We start from the raw sequence: 936 nt of genomic DNA, 5'->3' as shown, positions 1-936 counted from the left end.
AACGCGACGTGTTTGCTGACTGATATGCAGTCCAGGGGGCTAAATGCATATAGAGCGTGTAGAACGTCAGCTGGCTGGATTCGGTTTCTCCGGGCATCACTTTATGTTTGATCAACACAAATGACCCAGAGTAGCTAAGGGGACCAGTAAACCATGGGGCCTTCAGATAATCTTTGCAGATGCGATAAGCGACAACCTCTCCATCAGCCATACATATGAGCGCCTGTTCGCCGCGACCTTTAATACCCGTACCCGGTTCATCGACATCATTACCCCGTAACGCACACCATGGCGTCGTCGCGCTGGAGATATGGATGCCACCGTGAAACAAGCTAGAGCGGCTGATGAGCCACTGACCCGAATGTTCGCCTCTCAGATGATTAAGAAGGTCCTCGGCATGACTAAATGACGTTCCTTGTGCACTTTTAGGGATCGGAAATTTGATATTTGGAATGATTGACATAGCGAGTCCCTGTTATCAGCTTGAAAATGTTGTTCTGAATCCCGGTTTAGTTTCTTTAAGTTCTGACTTGTCTAAACTAAGTTTGTCGCTGCTCAGTGAGGCTCCGTCAATTTTTACTCCTTGTATTTTGAGCGAAAAGTCAGATGCATTTAATTCCGTCTGAGAGGGTTCTATTGCATCTAAATCGCTATTTTTGACCCAGCCTGTGACTGTTTCTCCACCTTTTGTTACATAGGCAATATAATCAAAATTATTATAGGTTTTGTAAAAAATAACTCTATCACCCTTTATGATGAAATCACTTCTTGCGCAACTGTTAATTGGTGCAATGTAGAAATGCAACCTTTTTGATGAAGACACTTCTTTAATCATGCCCGAGCTTTGAATTATTTTATCAGCATGCCAAATTTGTTGAGAGCACACATTGGAAGAAAAACTCGGAAAAGAAAGGCACAACAAGAAATAAATTATAT

The 936-nt window shown here is 42.6% G+C and carries 1 protein-coding gene and 1 pseudogene; both read right to left on the bottom strand.

The genetic code is table 11. From position 1 onward, the window contains the following. Positions 1–463: pseudogene (locus J1782_RS00210) on the bottom strand (hypothetical protein); the annotation flags it as partial. Between the two features lie 15 nt (positions 464–478). Continuing rightward, positions 479–936: hypothetical protein (locus tag J1782_RS00205; protein WP_217151896.1), on the bottom strand; the 458-nt coding region annotated here is incomplete at its 5' end.

This window comes from Rahnella sp. BCC 1045 (assembly GCF_019049615.1).
GTDB classification, from domain to species: Bacteria; Pseudomonadota; Gammaproteobacteria; order Enterobacterales; family Enterobacteriaceae; genus Rahnella; species Rahnella contaminans.
Note: the sequence above shows the minus strand (reverse complement) of the source record. Positions and strands in the feature narration are given on the sequence as shown.